Origin of the sequence: Carnobacterium sp., from assembly GCF_040274945.1 — a bacterium.
Classification (GTDB): Bacteria; Bacillota; Bacilli; order Lactobacillales; family Carnobacteriaceae; genus Carnobacterium_B.
In genome coordinates this window covers 1-17,527 of the sequence record NZ_JBEMAR010000010.1, presented here as the reverse complement: position 1 = coordinate 17,527, position 17,527 = coordinate 1, and the positions used below count along the sequence as shown (strand labels likewise).

The 17,527-nt window shown below is 33.8% G+C and carries 17 protein-coding genes and 1 pseudogene; 14 read left to right on the top strand and 4 right to left on the bottom strand.

Annotated elements, in window-relative coordinates:
* Window positions 1-22 precede the first annotated feature (22 nt).
* The 4 genes from ABS916_RS10780 to ABS916_RS10765 all read left to right on the top strand — a co-directional run bounded on the left by ABS916_RS10780 (window position 23) and on the right by ABS916_RS10765 (window position 5,565).
* Window positions 23-367, top strand: coding sequence for a YlbF/YmcA family competence regulator (locus ABS916_RS10780; protein WP_350451902.1), 345 nt, complete (start codon window positions 23-25; stop codon window positions 365-367).
* Window positions 368-493: 126 nt separating this feature from the next.
* Window positions 494-1,738 (top strand): metallophosphoesterase family protein, encoded by a 1,245-nt coding sequence (locus ABS916_RS10775; protein ID WP_350451901.1) that lies wholly within the window; start codon window positions 494-496, stop codon window positions 1,736-1,738.
* 4 nt (window positions 1,739-1,742) lie between these two features.
* The gene (locus tag ABS916_RS10770; RefSeq protein ID WP_350451900.1) at window positions 1,743-4,565 is read left to right on the top strand and encodes an ATP-binding protein; all 2,823 of its coding nucleotides are present in this window, start codon (window positions 1,743-1,745) and stop codon (window positions 4,563-4,565) included.
* A 34-nt stretch (window positions 4,566-4,599) separates the two neighbouring features.
* Window positions 4,600-5,565, top strand: coding sequence for a 3'-5' exoribonuclease YhaM family protein (locus ABS916_RS10765; protein WP_350451899.1), 966 nt, complete (start codon window positions 4,600-4,602; stop codon window positions 5,563-5,565).
* Between the two features lie 78 nt (window positions 5,566-5,643).
* On the opposite strand, the gene ABS916_RS10760 is transcribed toward ABS916_RS10765, so the two are convergent.
* The 3 genes from ABS916_RS10760 to ABS916_RS10750 all read right to left on the bottom strand — a co-directional run bounded on the left by ABS916_RS10760 (window position 5,644) and on the right by ABS916_RS10750 (window position 7,694).
* Window positions 5,644-6,600, bottom strand: coding sequence for a peptidylprolyl isomerase (locus ABS916_RS10760; RefSeq protein ID WP_350451898.1), 957 nt, complete (start codon window positions 6,598-6,600; stop codon window positions 5,644-5,646).
* A 309-nt stretch (window positions 6,601-6,909) separates the two neighbouring features.
* Window positions 6,910-7,263 carry a YtxH domain-containing protein gene (locus tag ABS916_RS10755; protein ID WP_350451897.1) on the bottom strand — a complete coding sequence of 118 codons (354 nt, stop codon included), beginning with the start codon at window positions 7,261-7,263 and terminating at the stop codon, window positions 6,910-6,912.
* Complete coding sequence (locus ABS916_RS10750; protein ID WP_350451896.1) at window positions 7,263-7,694, bottom strand: HIT family protein; 432 nt, start codon at window positions 7,692-7,694, stop codon at window positions 7,263-7,265. The genes ABS916_RS10755 and ABS916_RS10750 overlap by 1 nt, the downstream gene beginning before the upstream one ends.
* Window positions 7,695-7,887: 193 nt before the next feature.
* On the opposite strand from ABS916_RS10750, the gene ABS916_RS10745 reads away from it, so the two are divergent.
* From ABS916_RS10745 to trmB, 5 genes are all read left to right on the top strand, one after another.
* Window positions 7,888-8,625 carry an ABC transporter ATP-binding protein gene (locus tag ABS916_RS10745; RefSeq protein ID WP_350451895.1) on the top strand — a complete coding sequence of 246 codons (738 nt, stop codon included), beginning with the start codon at window positions 7,888-7,890 and terminating at the stop codon, window positions 8,623-8,625.
* Window positions 8,622-9,848 (top strand): ABC transporter permease, encoded by a 1,227-nt coding sequence (locus ABS916_RS10740; RefSeq protein WP_350451894.1) that lies wholly within the window; start codon window positions 8,622-8,624, stop codon window positions 9,846-9,848. Before ABS916_RS10745 ends, ABS916_RS10740 begins: the two co-directional genes overlap by 4 nt.
* 110 nt (window positions 9,849-9,958) lie before the next feature.
* Window positions 9,959-10,819, top strand: coding sequence for a D-amino-acid transaminase (dat, locus tag ABS916_RS10735; protein ID WP_350451893.1), 861 nt, complete (start codon window positions 9,959-9,961; stop codon window positions 10,817-10,819).
* A 420-nt stretch (window positions 10,820-11,239) separates the two neighbouring features.
* Window positions 11,240-12,037 (top strand): phosphotransferase family protein, encoded by a 798-nt coding sequence (locus ABS916_RS10730; protein WP_350451892.1) that lies wholly within the window; start codon window positions 11,240-11,242, stop codon window positions 12,035-12,037.
* Between the two features lie 115 nt (window positions 12,038-12,152).
* On the top strand, window positions 12,153-12,803 hold the full coding sequence (gene trmB, locus ABS916_RS10725) for a tRNA (guanosine(46)-N7)-methyltransferase TrmB (RefSeq protein ID WP_350451891.1): 651 nt from the start codon (window positions 12,153-12,155) through the stop codon (window positions 12,801-12,803).
* Window positions 12,804-12,851: 48 nt separating this feature from the next.
* Here trmB and ABS916_RS10720 read toward each other — a convergent pair whose 3' ends face one another.
* A complete protein-coding gene (locus tag ABS916_RS10720) occupies window positions 12,852-13,190 on the bottom strand; it encodes a PepSY domain-containing protein (protein WP_350451890.1) in 339 nt (112 codons plus the stop codon).
* A gap of 177 nt (window positions 13,191-13,367) precedes the next feature.
* Here ABS916_RS10720 and pepA point away from each other — a divergent pair, with 177 nt between their 5' ends.
* The 5 genes and pseudogenes from pepA to ABS916_RS10695 form a co-directional block, all read left to right on the top strand.
* On the top strand, window positions 13,368-14,447 hold the full coding sequence (gene pepA / locus ABS916_RS10715) for a glutamyl aminopeptidase (protein WP_350451889.1): 1,080 nt from the start codon (window positions 13,368-13,370) through the stop codon (window positions 14,445-14,447).
* A gap of 24 nt (window positions 14,448-14,471) precedes the next feature.
* A complete protein-coding gene (locus ABS916_RS10710) occupies window positions 14,472-14,789 on the top strand; it encodes a thioredoxin family protein (RefSeq protein WP_350451888.1) in 318 nt (105 codons plus the stop codon).
* A 33-nt stretch (window positions 14,790-14,822) separates the two neighbouring features.
* Window positions 14,823-15,317 carry a universal stress protein gene (locus tag ABS916_RS10705; RefSeq protein WP_350451887.1) on the top strand — a complete coding sequence of 165 codons (495 nt, stop codon included), beginning with the start codon at window positions 14,823-14,825 and terminating at the stop codon, window positions 15,315-15,317.
* Entirely contained in the window at window positions 15,310-15,921 is a 612-nt protein-coding gene (ytpR, locus tag ABS916_RS10700; RefSeq protein WP_350451886.1) for a YtpR family tRNA-binding protein, read from the top strand. The genes ABS916_RS10705 and ytpR overlap by 8 nt, the downstream gene beginning before the upstream one ends.
* 192 nt (window positions 15,922-16,113) lie before the next feature.
* A pseudogene (locus ABS916_RS10695) lies at window positions 16,114-17,527 on the top strand (DNA translocase FtsK); the annotation flags it as partial.

The window sequence follows — 17,527 nt, the reverse complement described above, 5'->3', positions numbered from 1 at the left end:
GAATTGGAGAGTGAAGTATATTATGAGTACAAATATTTATGATACAGCCAACGCTTTAGAAAAAGAATTAAGAGATAGTGAAGAATATACTATTTTAGTAGCAGCTTTCGATGAAGTAAAAAAAGATGAAGCAGCTAGCAAAATGTACTTTGACTTCCAAGAAGTTCAAATTAAATTACAACAAAAACAAATGTCGGGTGAACAAATTACTGAAGAAGAAATCGCTGAAGCTCAAAACTTAGCTCAAACTTCTGGAGAAAATGATGTTATCAAAGGATTGATGGAAGCTGAACAACGTTTAAGCACATTGATCGAAGATTTAAACCGCATCATTATGAAACCTGTTCAAGATGTTTACCAAGGTTAAGAAATAGAGGACAAAAAAGAACTCACTAGTATAAAAGAGTAGTGAGTTCTTTTTTTCTGATATTAGAGGAACGTATGTGCCCTTCATAAGCTGGAGGCTATAAAAAGAAAGGAAAGAGTGGATACAATGGTCAAATTTATTCATGCAGCTGATCTGCATTTGGACAGCCCTTTTATTGGCTTAAAAACGTTACCTGATTTTATTTGGAATGCTATTTATTTATCTACTTTTTCAGCTTTGACTACAATCGTGGATAGTGCGATACAAGAAAAGGTGGATTTTATCTGCTTAGTTGGAGATATTTATGATAATGATGAGCGAAGTGTGAAAGCTCAAGCCTACTTACGAAATGAAATGGAACGATTAAATAAAGCCGAAATACCAGTCTATCTATTGCATGGAAATCATGATTACATAGAAAATACTGGGTTACACTTAGAAATGCCCGAAAATGTTGTTGTATTTACAGAATCAGTAGAAACAAAATGGTATACGACAACGGAAAAAGATGAGGTCGCCATTAGTGGTTTTAGTTACGATAAAAGATGGGTCCTTGAACGGAAAATTAAAGAGTATCCTGAAAAACACCCACGTGCAAAGTATCACATTGGACTGTTACACGGCTTCTCCGAAGGCCTAGATTCAGAACACGGGAATTACGCCCCATTCTCACTAGGAGAGTTGAGAAGCAAGAGATATGACTATTGGGCCTTAGGACATATTCATAAAAGGCAGCAGTTAGCTGAAAATCCACCTGTCATTTATCCTGGAAATACTCAAGGCAGAAGCAGCAAGGAAAGTGGAGAAAAAGGTTTTGAATTAGTCACATTGACTGAATCTGGTGTGTTAATGGAATTTAGACCGACTTCAACGATTCAATGGAAGACCATTGACCTTTCAATTAAAGAAATCAAGAGTTTAGATGAGCTTTACAAAGTCTTGAAGACTGTTGTCGAAGAACAAAAAAATGATTTCTATAGTCTATTCCTTTCCATTCATTTAGTGGATAGTGAGAATTTGCTTGAAGGTGTCCTAAAAAAAATCAATCAAGGTGAATTATTAGAGGCCTTACAACAAATTCCAAAAACAGATACTTTCGTTTGGGTCCACAAAATAGAATTGCAGACAGTAGTTGAAAATCGGATACCTGCTATCCAAAAGATTTTTCCAAATGAATGGGAACAAATTCAAAAAGAAATTGAAAAAGAAAGTTTATTTAATGAACTAACGAATGCGCTTTTTGATTTCCCAGGAATGGAAGAAGTTGTAGAAACACGTGAAGAAAATTACCGAAAAAAAATTGTAAAAGATGCTAAAGAGTTGGTTCGCAATCAACTTGGATTTGAAAGAAGTGATGACCTTGAAGATTAAATCAATGGAAATATATGGTTATGGAAAATGGGTAGACCACAAAATTGATGATATAACTAACTTGCAATTGTTTTATGGAGAAAATGAAGCTGGAAAAACAACTTTAATGTCGTTTATTCATAGTATTCTTTTTGGATTTCCTTCTAAAATTAGTTCTGAGCTAAGATATGAACCTAAAAGTAGCAGCCAATACGGAGGAAGGCTCTTTCTAACTGGTACACAATATGGAGATGTTCAAATTGAGCGTGTACGAGGAAAAGCAAACGGCACGGTTACGGTAACTTTTGCTAGTGGAGAAACGGGGGGCGAAGAATGGCTCGAAAAAATATTATCTGGATTGGATAAGACAACTTATCAAGCGTTATTTTCTTTTAATCTAGCTGGCCTTCAAAAAGTCCAACAATTAAATCGTGAAAAATTGAATCGCTATTTTTTAAGTGTAGGAACAATTGGAAACGAACAGCTGTTAAAGGTTGCAGATAAGTTTCAAGCGGAAGCAAGTAAGTTGTTTAAGCCCAATGGACGAGTGACCGTTATTAATAAAAAAATGGCCGATGTTGAAGCAAAAAGGAAACAAGTAAAACTGGCAAAAGAAAAGAATAGTCAGTACATGAATTGGTTGCTTGAAAAAGACAATCTTGAAAAAGAGTTGATCAGCCTACGAGAACAAAGAACACATTATGAAGATAAAGTGTTCAAGCTAAACCAATTAGAATCAAATTGGGTACTTTTTAGTGAGATGCAAGATATTCAACATCAAATAAAAAAAGAACAGCTCGAAGAATTGCCCAAAGATGGATTGTACCAGCTCAATCATTACAATCAAGAAATAAATCAACTTAAATTAACCATTACGCAACAGCAAGAAAAATTGCATTATCTTAGAGATAAAACAGAAGAATCAAGGCAACTTAAAGTGTTTATTGAACATAGAGATGAAATGATCCAATTGATGGAAAATTTGGATCATATCCAAGCTAAGTTACAAGAAACTACATTTATTAAAGAAAACCTTTTAGCTACACAACATCAATTTTTGCGTGAAAAACAACAGTTAAGTCTAGAGGAACAACAAGCTATACCAGCTGCTATGACTGAGGAAAGTCGACTTAAATTAAATGATTTACAAGTTAAACAAGCTCAAGTAGAGCAAAGAATAAAACAACTAACGGAACGTATAGCGTTTTTGAACTTCCAGCAAGAATCTTTAGGAGATCAACTCGATAAATTAGAAAAAAGACTATGGGATAATCAAACCTATCAAGAAGTAGAAGATCAACTAGAAAAAAACAATCCTGATCCTCGTGCGTATAATAAAGTAGATAAGCAAAGTGAGCAAAAGTTAACTAAAGGAAAACTCATCAACTTAGTTATCGGATTACTGATAAGTAGTCTAGGTTTGTACTTATCTAATGGAACTGGATTAGTCCTTATAATTGCTGGTTTAGGACTCCTACTCTATAGTATTTGGTCAATCGTTAAAAAAACGAATACACCAACTAAAGTAGAGGAAATCAGGGAGATTGCATATTCATTTGAAGAATATATTCAACAAACCGAAATTCGAAAACAATGGCGAGAAAAACTTGCAGAAATTGATCAAGTTATTCTTGAATTAAATGAGAAACAGGCTCAATATGAAGAAACTGAAAATCAACAAGTTCAGGTTGAAAAAGAATTTCAATTATGGAAACAATTAGGTGGTTATCCACTAGAGTATTCAACCAGCGAATTGATGCAAGAAACGGATATTTTCGAAGCAATAAGAGAAAAAGCGAACAGCATCTATAAAAAACAAACACAATTAAGTCAAATGGAGAATGAAATAGTTGAGTGGAAAGAATCCATCAGTTATTTGCAGCCTGTTATTTTTGTTGATTGGAATAGTAATGTGCAGCTAATTGAAGGAATAAAACAATTTTTTAAAGAAGTTACAGCTGATGAGGAAAAAATAAAAGATCTTACAAGGCAGCATAAAGGAGCACATCAGCATATTGAGCAGCTCATTATGCAACAAAAAGAGTTTGAACAAAAAAGAAGATATCTTCTTCAAACTGTTAAAGCTAAAACTGAAGAAGACTTCCGGAAAAAATATGTACTGGAGGAAGAATTAACAACAAAAAAAGCTCGTTTAAATTTGTTAGAACAGCAAGTTGGCGAGTACAGTGCATTGTTAGAAAAATATCGTGATAAGGCTGCTTTAATTGAAAGTATCCAAAGTTTAAAAGCAAAACTGCAACAATTAAAAGAATCAATTGAAAGCAAATTAAATAAAAAAATTAAAACAGAAGTCGCATTGAAAAATTTAGAAGTTGGTGGAGCTTATTCTGAATTATTGCAAGAATATGCTAATTTAAAGAGTGAAACACAAATTTTAGTTGATGAATGGACAACGTATAAAATAGCTGCAGAACTTATTGAGCGAACGTTAACTGAAGCTAGGAAAGATCGTTTCCCAGCTACTATCCGTGATACGACCTACTTTTTTGCTATTTTGACAAATGGAAATTATCAAAAAGTTTTCTTAAAAGACCAAACGATAACGGTTCAACGTAAAGACGGTACTTTATTTGAAGCTTCTGAGCTTTCCCAAGCGACAGCCGAGCAGTTGTATGTGGCTCTGCGTTTTTCATTCGTAAAAAATGCTAGTGACTTAATTCAATTGCCGTTGTTAGTAGATGATGGCTTTGTAAATTTTGATCATCAAAGGAAAAAAGAGATGTATCAATTATTACAAAGAATTAGTGAAGACATACAAGTATTTTATTTTACATTTGATGAATCTGTAACAGATGTTTTTCGAAAAGAGCAGATAGAAATGTTATAATAAAGAAAAGATGCAAATAGAAAGAGGGAGTCAGATGGAAAAGAAATTATTTGAGTATACGAATGATGATACCTTCGACATTTATTTATTAATCAAATCAGCTGATATTCGCGTTGCTAAAAATGGTAAAAAGTTTATTGCTTTTACGTTTCAGGATACAAGCGGCCAAATGGATGGTAAATATTGGGATGCATCAGAAGAGGATATTGCAGCATTTACTGCTGGAAAAGTAGTAAAAGTTTCAGGGAAAAGAGAACTTTATCAAGGAAATCCTCAAATCAAACTATTTAAAATTGCCGTAACAAAATCTGGAGATCCAGATAATCCAGATTTATATGTTGAAAGAGCACCATTAAAGAAAGAAGATATGATGGAAGAAATAAACGATACATTATTTGAGATTACAAATGCGAATATGAATCGGATTGTACGTTATTTATTGAATCATTATCAAAAACCTTTTTTTCAACATCCAGCAGCTAAACGATTTCACCATGCTTTTACTGGTGGACTAGCTTTCCATACTGTGTCTATGTTGAGAATTGCAAAAACAATTGCGACTCAATACGAAGATATCAATAAGCCTTTGCTTTATGCTGGTGTTATTTTACATGATTTGGGCAAAATTATTGAACTGTCAGGACCAATATCTACAGAGTATACCTTAGAAGGAAATCTTTTAGGTCATATTGTTATAGTAGATGAAGAAATTACTAAAGCTTGTCTTGCTTTAAAAATTGATGAAAAAAGTGAAGATGTTTTGCTTTTGAAGCATATGGTATTGGCTCATCACGGACTGCTTGAGTATGGTTCTCCGGTTAGACCAAAGTTAAGAGAAGCTGAAATTTTATATATGATCGATAATTTAGATGCAACTATAAACATGTTGAATTCGACATTAAATAGAACAGAGCCAGGGATGTTTACAGAAAGAATTTTTGGATTAGACAATCGAACATTCTACAAACCTAATGAATCAGAGAAAACAACAGATAAGTAAATAAAAAAAAGGAGTTAGGATTAATATCCTAACTCCTTTTTTTATTTACTTATTTAATGTTGCTAGAGACACTAATGGTTATTCAGCAGCAGAGTCTTCTACAGCTGATTCCTCAGTAGCAGAGCTATCAGCAGCTGGTTCCTCAGTAGTAGATTCCTCAACAGCAGAGTCTTCTGCAGGAGCCAAGTAAGCATCCATTGCAGTCGCTAGATCTTTATCATCAATAATGATATTTGCATCTTGCATAATACCTGAAATTACTTCTTGAATAGCAGCACTATCAGCTAATTTAGCTGTTAATAATTGATCCTTGATTGTATCTGTTTCTTCTTCAAGTGTTCCTTTTTCAGGTTTTTCAATCATTTTGATAACATGGAAACCATATTCTGTAGCAACTGGTTCAGTTGTCATTTCGCCTTCTTCTAAAGCATAAGCTGCTTCTTCGAATTCAGGAACCATTTCTCCAGATGAGAAAGTTATTTCTCCGCCATTAGGAGCAGTAGCGGTATCTACTGAGTTTTCAGTAGCAAGTTCAGCAAAGTCAGCACCATCATTTATTTGAGTGATAAGGTCTTTTGCAGTTTCTTCATCTTCTACAAGAATATGAGCAGCTGTTACAGGTGGTACATAAGCGTCGTAAGCAGCTTGAATTTCTTCTTCAGTAAATTCTGTTTTGTCTTTTACTGCTTCTTCAATTAATAAGTTTAAACGGATCGTGTCTTTATAGTTTTCAGCGGTATAACCTTGTTGCAACATGATGTATTCAAAAGCTTCCGCTCCACCGTAATTTTCTTCCTCAGTAGAGTATTGTTTGTCTACTACTTCATCTGTAACTTTATCTCCGTATAAATCAGTTAAAACATCTTCGATAATCAATTGTTGAAGCATGCTTGTTCCAACGGTTTCTTTCATTGCTTCATAAAACTCATCTTCTGTAATTTTTCCTGCAGTTGATGAGGCAACAGTGCTATCAGAACAACCTGCAATTGTTAATCCGGCTAAGATAGTAGCTGTAGCTAGTAATAATTTTTTCATTTCCCTTACACATCCATTTCTTTTATTTTACGTTACTAAACTATTTCCTAATGACAAATATAAATATACCATACTCATTTGTATAAAAAAAACTAAAATCCCATTATTTAGTTTAAAGTCAATTAAAAATCACAAAAAAAACACAATCAAACGAGTTTTTGAAAAAAATCAGATGGAATAGACACTTACTGCTATAAAGCTTTCTCTTTTTTTTTTTTGCAATAATTAAACTACTTTGTTAAAGCATTATGATATAAACAAATGGAGCAGAGACTTTTAGGTCTCAGCTCCATTATTTAAAGTAACAGATTAAGCTTGTTTCATACTTTGAGTTAAATCTTCCACATCTGCAGTTAGTTTTTCAGTATGTTCTTGAATTCGGCGCATACGAGGTTCTGCTTCATAGGTGAATTCATCAACAGACTCTTTTACATCTTGTGTAAATTCTTCAGCTAATGTTTTACCTTCATTTGTTAGTTGAGCTATTGCTCCTTTTAAATCATTAACACTTCTAGATACATCATTTACTAAAACAGTCGTATCGTCAACATATGTTTTTAATACAGCTCTGTTTTCTTTACCAGTACGTGGAGACTTAAGAAGGCCATATATTCCTCCAGCTGCAGCACCTAAAATTAACCCATTCATAAAGTGATTAGACATTAATATCCCTCCAGTTTGCTTTTTATGTTTATTGCAATACTATCTAATTCTTCAGTGGTGAAATTACCAGCATGATCACCGAAATGAATAGAAAAATCATCTTGTTCGTCATAACGAGGCAAGATATGTATATGTGAATGGAACACTGATTGATACGCAACGGTACCATTATTATTAACGATATTCATTCCTTTAATAGCAGGATTGGATTTCTTGATCGCTGTTGCAATTTTGGGAATTTTACTGCCAATGGTAGCCGCTAAATCTTCATCTAATTCAAAAACATCTGCAACATGTTTTTTAGGAACGACTAAGGTATGACCTGGTGTTACTTGAGTAAGGTCTAAAAAAGCTACTACATCATTGTCCTCATAAACTTTTCTGCTGGGTATTTCATTGTTGATAATTTTACAAAAAATACAGTCTTCCATATAGAATCCTTCTTTCTCCTGCGAAATCTTTATAGATAAGTCGCGATTAATAGAGAAATACATTCTCTTATTTAACAAATGTATCATAAAACTGAAAGAAAGTGAAACGGTAACACGCGAAACAGAAAAGATTCTCTCTTGTTCTTATGGTACAATAACTACAATAAATTGTGTAGAAGGGACTAAACTAATTATGAGTTTAACGGTATCGCATGTTACAGGAGGCTATAGTCAAATTCCTGTATTAAAAGACGTATCATTTGAAGTAGGAGCTGGAAAATTAATTGGCTTAATCGGTTTAAATGGAGCTGGTAAAAGTACAACTATAAAACATATTATTGGTCTGCTGCAATCTCAAAAAGGAGAAATCAGTATCGATGGTCTAACTTTAAAGAACGATAAAGAAAACTATCGAAAAAAATTCGGTTTTATTCCTGAAACGCCAGTTTTATATGAAGAATTAACCTTAAAAGAGCACATTGAAATTACAGCAATGGCATACGATATACCAATTGAAACAGCATATGAACGTGCTGATAAGTTATTAAAAACATTTAGGTTAGAAAATAAGTTGGAATGGTTTCCAGCAAATTTCTCTAAAGGAATGAAGCAAAAAGTGATGATTCTTTGCGCTTTTTTGGTAGAACCAAGCTTATACATCATCGATGAACCTTTTTTGGGCTTAGATCCTCTTGGCATCAATGCCCTTTTGGAACTTATGGAAGAAATGAAAAAACAAGGGGCTTCCATTTTAATGTCTACTCACATATTGGCAACAGCTGAAAGACAATGTGATGGATTTGTTTTATTGCATGAAGGCAAAGTTAAAGCTGAAGGGACTCTGGAAGATTTAAGAAATACCTTTAATATGCCCGATGCCACGCTAGATGAGCTTTACATTCAATTAACAAAAGAAGAGGATAGTAAATGATGATAGAAATTTGGAAGCAACGAGTGAAACAACATCAAAAGAAAATGATGAAGTACCTAAAATATATATTTAATGATCATTTTGTCATTGTGTGTTTATTTTTAGTTGGTGCAATGGGCTATGCGTATTCAAATTACTTGAAAACCCTAACGTCTTATGATGTAAAAGGGCAATTAATAGGAGTAATTGTTTTTACAGTGGTATTAAGTATTGGTAAGCTAGCAACACTTATTCAACCGGCGGATGCTGTATTTATGCTACCTAAAGAAAAAGCTATGGAAGAGTATTTTAAACAGGCTAAATGGAGAAGTTTGTGGCTGCCTAGCTTCATCATTCTAGTGGCTGTAGCTGTATTGATGCCTTTACTAGTTGCAATGTCTGGATTTGCTTTTTTTGATATGTTTTATTTTGTAATGATGTTGATTATTTTAAAAGAGACTGATCTCAATGCTCAGGTTATCAATTTAAAAATAAAAGAAACAAGTGAATGGATTAAAATCCGCCTTCTTTTATTTGGTATCTATTTGATCGTGTCAAGTCTTGCACTATTTATCAATCCTATAGTTGGATTAGTAGGAGCTGTGGTTGTAGCTGTAAGTTATCGCTTTTTAGCCAATCAAAAGAATGTTGCTCTAACGTATCAATGGGAAAAAATGATAAAAGATGAGACGAATCGAATGAAGCGAATTTATCAGTTTATTAACTTGTTTACGGATATTCCAGCATTAAAGGGATCTGTTAAAAGAAGAGCTTATTTAGACGTTTTTTTGAATCCTATCCAAAAAAACCACAAAAATGTTTTTTACTATCTGTATGCTAGAGCGTTTGTGAGGGGAACTGAATATAGTGGGTTATACATTCGCCTGGTTGTTATTGCTATGCTGCTAAGTGGCTTAGGACAATCGTTTATACTAAGTCTCTTTTTAACAGTCGTATTCCTCTATTTGACCGGCTTCCAATTACTGCCACTTTATTTTCATTTTGATAACCTATCGTTAACAGTTTTATATCCTGTAAAGAAAAACAACAAACTTCAGGCAATAAAGAAATTGATGCTGATACTTATGATGAGTGAAGGTGTGTTAATTATTGGTGTATCTGTTTTTTACCTTTCCTTTATAGAAGTACTGATTGTAGGAGCCAGTGCTACCATATTTAACCTAGGATTTTGTCAATTTTATTTACCGTCACGGATAACTAAAATGATCAAATTACAGCATTAATCATTCAGTGAGCTTAATTAATTAAAGATATAGAATGCAAAGTACCATAATTTTTGATATGATAGAAAAAATTTAGAAAGTATTACTTTTTTGAAGGAAGAGGTTAAAAAATGAAAGTTATTTGGAATAATCAAATTGTCGAACGTAGTGAAGTTAAAATTGATATGGAAGACAGAGGTTATCAATTTGCGGATGGTATTTATGATGTTGTAAGAGTTTATAATGGTAAGTTTTTTACTTTAAATGAACATGTAGATCGATTATTTTCAAGTGCTGAAAAAATCGAACTGGACATGCCTTTTACAAAAGAGGAATTAAAAGAGCTTTTAAGTGCATTGATTAAAGAAAATGATATCAATACGGGTAATATTTATATGCAAGTAACCAGAGGAATTGGAATCCCCAGAAATCATACGTATACTGATCCAGAGTTAGTACCACCAGTATTTACAGCTACAACTACGATTGTTCCGCGAGACCAAAAGAAAATGGATCAAGGGATGTCCGCTTTTATTGTACCTGATATGCGATGGTTGAGATGCGACATTAAATCAATTAGTTTACTTGGAAACATAATGGCTAAGCACGAAGCCCATAAAAAAGGTGGAGATGAAGCGATTTTGCACCGTGATGGTATCGTTACAGAATGTTCTTCTTCAAATGTATGGATGATTAAAGATGATACTATCTATACACATCCGGATGGTAATCTTGTTTTGCCTGGAATTACTAAAATAATGTTGTTAAAGGTTGCTCGAAAAGCAGGAATGTTAGTTAAGGAAGAAGCCTTTACTATAGAAGATTTGAAAGAGGCAGATGAAGTATTCGCTTCAAGTACAACGATGGAAGCTATGCCAATCATAAGTATAGATGGAAATCCTGTTGGATATGGAAAACGTGGAGCCGTTGTTGAAAAACTTCAACAGTTATACGTTGATGCTGTTGAAGAAGAGTGTGGACAAATAAGATAGAAATCATAAGAAAATCAGCTGAACTGTTTTGTTTGGCTGATTTTCTTTGTAGAAAAAATTACACTAACAAAACTAGAGTGTTAAAAAATCGAAATAAAAATGTAATGAACGTCTCGTGCCAACTTCTATCATCCGTTTTCATAGAAACAAAATAAACATAATTGTAGAAAAAGAACGTATATACTCTTGACGTAGAAAGAAATTCTATCTAAAATAGGAAATGAACAGAAAGATAGATGTCTTTTGTGATATCTGTCCTTTTTTTGTCTGGCTTTACGGGTAAATTATAAAATGATTTAGTGCTGTTGGTTTAACGGGTTTAAACTTTTTTCGCTTATTCGAATAAGATGTTACAATCCCGTTTTGCTTTTCACGTCTGTGTAGAAATGTTTCAGAATATAAAGCAAGGAATGATTTGGTATGGATTTTGAAATAGATTCTGGATGGAAATTGCATCCCGTTGGTGGTGACACTGGACAAGCGTATATGGGTACAAGGGCAGAAGAAAAGCTTTTTTTGAAGCGAAATTCTTCACCTTTTTTAGCTGCATTATCTGTTGAGGGAATTACACCAAGATTGATGTGGACAAAACGCATCGGCAATGGAGATGTACTAACCGCTCAAGAGTGGCTAAACGGAAGAGCACTTACTAAAACAGAGATGTCCTCACCACAGGTAGCAAAACTCATTAGTCGAATACATAATTCTGCGACATTGAGAAGAATGCTTGCTCGTGTAGGCGGCGAAATTGTTACTCCTGATCAGTTAATTCAAAAGTATGAAGAAAATTTGCCTTTAGATTTATACAATCATCCGTTACTATCACGAATAATAAAAAAACTAAAAGCTGAAGTAGAATTAATGAATATAGTTGAAACACAAGTTTGTCATGGAGATATTTACCGGAAAAATTGGCTTTTATCAGATGAAAACCGTCTTTATCTAGTTGATTGGGATTCAGCGATGCTATGTGATCCAGCTATGGATCTGAGTATGTTGCTTTGCCAATATGTACCAAAAGATAATTGGGTTGATTGGTTAGTTCACTATGATACGGAGCTAACAGAAGAGATGAAAACGCGTATTATGTGGTATGCATTGATGAATTATTTGATTCAAACAAAAAAACACCATAGCGAAACAAGGTTCCATGAAATGAATAAAGACATTATTATGTTACAAACTCTTTATCAAGGTCAAAAATATTTTTTTAATTAATGATTAGCTCTACTTAGTTTTAGCATTTATTCAAATCCTCTTCCTGTTTTTGAAGAGGATTTTTCTATGTAACTAGTAAAATAATGGAATACTAAAAAGAATGGAGAATAAGAATATGCGTTTAAGAAATAAACCAAATGCACCACAAAAAATTGCTGAATTTCCTCAGTATATACCAGGACAACCCGATAGTTGGGTAGGAAGATGGCAAGAAAGATTTGGCAATGATCACCCCATTCATATTGAAGTTGGTACAGGAAAAGGCCGTTTTATTACTGAAATGGCAAAGTTACACCCGGAAATCAACTATATCGGTATTGAACTTCAGATGAGTGTCATAGTTGTCGCACTAGATAGGTTAATAGAGGAACAATTACCAAATCTTCAACTGTTACACGTTAATGGGGGTTCTGTAACTCAATATTTTGCAGAAGGAGAAGTTGACCAAGTTTATTTAAACTTTTCTGACCCATGGCCAAAAACTCGTCATGAAAAAAGACGTCTAACGTATAAGAGCTTTTTAGAAAGTTATGAGACTATCCTTGTATCTGAAGGCGAAATTCATTTTAAAACGGATAATCAAGGGCTATTTGAATATTCATTGAGCAGTTTTTCAAAGTACGGCATGACACTTGAACAAGTATGGTTAAACTTACATGAGAGTGTCTTTGAAGGGAATGTCAGGACTGAATATGAAGAAAAATTTTCTTCAAGAGGCAGTCGGATTTACCGTGTTGTAGCAAAATTCCCTAAAAAAACCAAATAAAAAAGCGTTAAACCTAGAATCTATTCTGGGTTTAACGCTTTTTCTTATTTAAATACGGTATAAATCTAAGATACTACCGGTGTAAGCATCTGCGATAAATTCATATTGAATTAATTGGTCTTCTTCAATTCTTGAAATTCCGCCATAATAAACATCTGTTTTAAGCGCAAATTTTTGTAAGGGAACTTTTTGTAATTCTATCCATGAACCTTCTATAGGACCTTCTTTTAAAAATAATTGTTTAACGTATTTTAAAATGGCATCTCCATGGATTGTTTTTTTTGCAGTGATTAGTTTATGAAGAAAATAGCCGCAAGTTAATCCAGCTCCTAAAAGTAAGCCGCCAGCTAAAATATATGGTGTTGTTTCTTTTGTTTTACATACCATTTAATAAACTCTCCAATCTAATATTATTTTTTTATAGTATACCATGTTTAAAAATAAATGAAATTAAAGCATTCCTTCTTAAAATTAATTTGATTTAAGGTATAATAGAATAAATAGAGTTATAAGGGGGATAGATCATGTAGGTTGAAGTAAAAGAACCTATATGGGAAAATACTTATGGAAGATAATACATTTGATTTAATCAAGAAATTAACTGAAGCACAAGGAACGAGTGGTTTTGAACACCGTGTGCGTGACATTATGCGTGAAGAAATGACTCCATTAGTAGATGAAGTTCAGCAAGATGGTCTTGGAGGTATTTTTGGGATTCGCAAAAGTAAAACGGAAAATGCACCAAAAATTATGGTAGCAGCTCATATGGATGAAGTTGGTTTTATGGTAGCGAGTATTTCAAAACAGGGCTTATTTAGAGTAGTACCTTTAGGTGGGTGGAATCCTTATGTGGTTTCAGCGCAACGATTTACACTTCAAACAGCTAAAGGCGATTATCCATGTGTTTCTTCCTCCGTTCCGCCGCACTTATTGAGAGGTAAAGATGGAGCTGGAAGCAAATTAGACATCGCTGATATTTTATTTGATGCAGGATTTGATTCTAAAGAAGAAGCTGAAGCATTTGGTGTACGCCCAGGAGATTCAATCGTACCGGATGTGGAAACAATAAAAATGGCTAATGGCAAAAAAATTCTAAGCAAAGCTTGGGATAACCGCTATGGTACAACAGTTGTTATTGAAGCTTTAAAAGAACTACAAGGGGAGCAGCTGCCGAACACACTAATTGCTGGAGCTAATGTTCAGGAAGAAGTAGGTTTACGTGGAGCAAAGGGAGCGGTTCATCAATTTAAACCTGATTTGTTTTTTGCTGTAGACTGTTCACCTGCTGATGACTTAACAGGAGACAAAACTAAATTTGGTCATCTCGGAGAAGGATTTTTATTGAGAATCCAAGATCCAGGAATGATTACATTAAAAGGAATGCGTGAGTTCTTGCTGGATACTGCAGCAACACACAATATCCCTTATCAATATTTTGTTTCTAAAGGCGGTACAGATGCTGGTGCAGCTCATCAAATGAATAATGGGGTTCCAAGTGCAGTCATTGGTGTGTGCGCTCGTTATATCCACACACATCAAACGGTCTTTCATATAGATGATTATGCAGCAGCAAAAGAGATGGTTGTGCAAGTTGCACGGACATTAGATCGTAGTACATTTGAAACGATTATGAAAAATAATTAGTTGAATATAGAGAGGGATAAAAAAATGGAATTATTAAATACCGTTGAGGAATTTTATATAATGGTTAAAGAAAGTAAAAGAAAAACGATTTTCTTTTTCACCGCTGATTGGTGTGGGGATTGTCAATTTATTAAACCTATTATGCCTGAAATAATCGAAAACCATTCTGAAATTGATTTTGTAGAAGTCGATCGTGATAAATTTATTGATCTTTGTGGCGAGCTGTCTATTTTTGGAATTCCTAGTTTTGTGGCATTTGAAAATGGAGAAGAGACTGGACGCTTTGTAAACAAAGACCGCAAAACTAAAGAAGAAATTGAGCAGTTTATAGCAACCCTTTAATGGATAACTAAAATGATAAGAGGAGATGTGATTATGTTAGATACACAACAATACCAACGTATACTGATAGCAGTAGATGGAAGTGAATCTTCAGAAAACGCACTTACAAAGGCTATTAAAATAGCGGAAAGAAACAACAGTGAATTAATTATTGCTCACGTTTTTGATGTAAACTCTTATGCTTTAGGAATGGTAGATACTGCTGGTATAACTGCTATAGATGCAATTGGAATTGATACGGACAAGGAAATAATGGGAAATCTTTTAAAAGAGTATAAGCAAAGAGCTACTAAACACAATTTGAAAAATGTTGAAACAATTATGGTACAAGGTTCTCCAAAAATAGAATTAACTCAAAGTATACCGAATGATTACCATTCAGATTTGATTGTAGTGGGACAAACGGGTATGAATGCTGTTGAAAGATGGATGATGGGTAGTGTAAGTGAACACATTATTCGACATGCTCCATGCGATGTTCTGGTTGTACGAAATAAAAAACAAGATGAGGAAGTTAATAATGATTAGTATTTATAATAAAGCAGGTATTGGTGACACTCTTATTGTTATGTTAGACAATAGTGAACCTAAAGAACAAAATTTTGAAAAAAAGCAGGACGTTGTTCGCATTTTTAAAGAAGAAACCAATCAAACAGTTGGCTATAATTTTTTCAATAGTTCTCAATTTATTGCTATTGAGGGAACGGGACAAGTGTTACTGTCTAAGGAACACATAAACAGCTTAAATGAAGCAATTGCTTTGGCTGGATTTTCCGATACTTTGGAGTCAGATGAATCTCCAAAATTTGTAATCGGAGAAGTAAAAGAATGTGTCGCTCATCCTGATTCGGATCATTTATCTATTACTCAAACTGAGGTAGATAATGGAGAAATGATTCAAATAGTTTGTGGGGCATCTAATATTGCTCAAGGCCAAAAAGTTGTGGTTGCTAAAGTAGGTGCTTTGATGCCTAACGGAATGGCTATATGGGATGGAGAGTTAAGAGGAGAGCCAAGTCACGGTATGATTTGCTCAGCTCGAGAATTAAACTTAACAGGTGTTCCAGAACAAAAAGGTATTTTAGTTTTGCCAGATTCTGCTGTAACAGGTGAACAATTTCAATTGAATTAATTTCTAAAAAAGACTCAAAAGCCCACTTTTAAAAAATAAGAAATGTATTTTTTGAAAGTGGGCTTTTTGTAAAGTCTTTTTTTTGTGTCTGTTTTGAAAAGATATCGTGTGTTTCTTAAAGAAAGCACCTATAATCGCGCTATTTTTTATGGTAAACTAAGATTCGTAGTAAGGTAGGAAAGGAGGGTCATCATGCCCAAATATGATGGACCTAGTTATGAAAAAAATCAAGATCGCCAAAAAAAATTCAAGTTTCCTTTCTATCGTGATGCTGAGAACGCAACGAATAAGGAAGAGTCGATTAAAACTTCCCAATTAAAAAATAAGAATAGTCAACCAACTAAACAAGTAATAAAAAGTGAAGAAAAGGATTCTAGAATTGATTTTACAACGTTTCAAAAAGACAATATTTCTGTAAGAAATTATCTTTCAACCATTGGGAAAGAGGAACAACAGAAACAACTTGAATTGAAAAAACAAAAAAAACAAATTGAGAAAAGAATTAAACAAACAACTTATTCAAAAGAATCGTTAAAACATGCGGCTACACCTTTTCAAGAAGGGAGAAGTTCGACTCCTTTTAAAGTTCAAAAGATTCCTTCTCCTTATTATGGCTTTCAAGAGAGATCCCATAAGAAAAGTGAAGAAACCAATTACACAACTATTCTTTTAGAGTTAAAAAAGAAATCAGAAGATTTTTTGCTATTTGAAGAGTATTTATTGAATGAATCAAACCAGTCTTTTGTACATACAGAAGAGAAAGAAGTAGAAGCATTACAAGAAGCAGAAGCAGTTCAAGAAGTAGAAGCGGTACAAGAAGTAGAAGTATCACCAGTAGTAGAAACGGTACAAGAGGTAGAAGTATTACCAGAAGTAGAAGCGGTACAAGAAGTAGAAGCATTACAAGAAGCAGAAGCGGTACAAGAAGTAGAAGTATCACCAGTAGTAGAAACGGCACAAGAGGTAGAAGTATTGCCAGAAGTAGAAACGGTACAAGAGGCAGAAGTATTACCAGACGTAGAAACGGTACAAGAGGTAGAAGTATTACCAGAAGCAAAAGCGATACAAGAAGTAGGAGTATTACCAGAAGTAGAAACGATTCAAGAAACAGAAGTACTACCAGAAGCAGAATCGATTCAAGAAGTAGCGGTGATTCAAGCACCAACACAAGAAATATCTGAAGAAAATGTAGAAGCTGCTACTAGTAGTTCTGAATCAATAGTTGTTGAGAGCTCGTTAAATTCTGCAAAAAAAAAGCGTGGGTTATCTCGTTCTTTAGCTGGTATGATCGAGGAAGAGCAAAATATTCGACTTAATCGTGGGAAAAATGTAGCAAGGTATTTTGGTGAAGGAAAAGCTTTACCAAAAAAAGCAAAAAGTTCTATTAAATCAACTCGGATCTCTGGTAAACCTAAAGTTCAAAGTTCTGAAGAAATAGAAAATATGGAACTTATGGCAGCACTAAGTCGAATGAACTATTTAGATAAACAAACATTTCCAACTAATGATTTAAAACAAATTGAAAAACTAGAACAATCTCAAGAAATCATTGAAACACAACCAGAAACACAACCAGAAACACAACCAGAAACACAACCAGAAACAC